General features: G+C 73.0%; 1 protein-coding gene. It reads right to left on the minus strand.

Annotated features, from left to right (window positions below):
* Positions 1-1,122 (minus strand): transposase (locus KME75_RS41775; protein WP_308283530.1); only part of this gene is annotated, 1,122 nt, incomplete at its 3' end.
* Positions 1,123-1,144 lie beyond the last annotated feature (22 nt).

Here is a 1,144-nt window from a genome sequence, read left to right on the forward strand (position 1 = left end):
CTCGGGCTCGGCCTGCTCGGGCTCGGCCTGCTCGGGCTCGGCCTGCTCGGGCTCGGCCTGATCCCTGCTGTCGGCGAGGAGGTCGGCGATGAGGTCGGCGGCGACGCTGGCATCGCCGGCGTTGCCCGGGGTGACCGTGGTGGCGGTGATGATCTCCGAGTCGGGGTCGATGCCGGCGTGGCCCTTGTAGCCGTCGAACCCGCGCGCGGAGGTCTTGTGCCCGTGCCGGGTGTCGGGGTCCACGGTGGAGATCACCCGATCCTTCGCGACCCGCCGGGCGATGCGGAACCCCCCGTCCTCCCCGCTGGTCAGGTCCTGGCCCAGCACCGTGGCCAGCAGCGCCGCGGCCTGCTCGACCGGCTCGTCGAGCGCGCGTCCGTCGAGCAGCGCAAGCACCGCGAACCCGTCCCGGCCCCGAGAATCGACCAACTCCTCGCGGGCGACCGAGTCGTCCCAGTCGATCCGCGGCTTGCCCCGCTCGCGGTAGTCGTCGCCGCTTGTCAGCGCCGCGCGCAACTCGGCTGCCAGGTCCGCGTCGGCGGCCACGGCGGCGGCCAGCAACCCACGCAGCGCCGAGCGGATCAACGTCACGGTGTCCATCGTGGCCACCGCGTCATACAACGGCGTCGAGTCCAGCACCCGTCGCCGCCCCACCAGCCCCGCCGCGGCCGCCGCCTCCAGCCCCACCTCGAAGATCCGGTTCGGGCGCTGCGAGCGGCGCAACCGCTCACGCATGTCCACCAACACGGTGTGCGCGAACCGGCCCCACCCGCCCCCGCCGTAGCCACCGACCCCGGCCGCGTAGCGCCAGCGCACGTCGAAGGCGTACCGGTCGACCGACTCCCGATCCGAGAGCCCCTCCAGCCGCTGCAACACCATCACCGTGGCCACCACCGACGGCGGCACCGAGCGCCGCCCCCGATCGGTGAACAGATCCGCGAACAACTCGTCCGGGAACAACCGGTCGCGCTCCCGGGCCAGGAACCGGTAGATCGAGTTCTCCGGCAGCGACTCCTCGCAGAACCCGGCCGCGTCGTCGAACAGATCGACCTGACGATCAGCGCGCCCCAACGTCACCCCGAGATCCTCCCGCGGCGCGCCGCCCAGCAGGGCGACCGCCACGCGAAAGACACCAGCCACCTAG

The sequence above is a fragment of the Pseudonocardia nigra genome (genome assembly GCF_019396355.1).
GTDB classification, from domain to species: domain Bacteria; phylum Actinomycetota; class Actinomycetes; order Mycobacteriales; family Pseudonocardiaceae; genus Pseudonocardia; species Pseudonocardia nigra.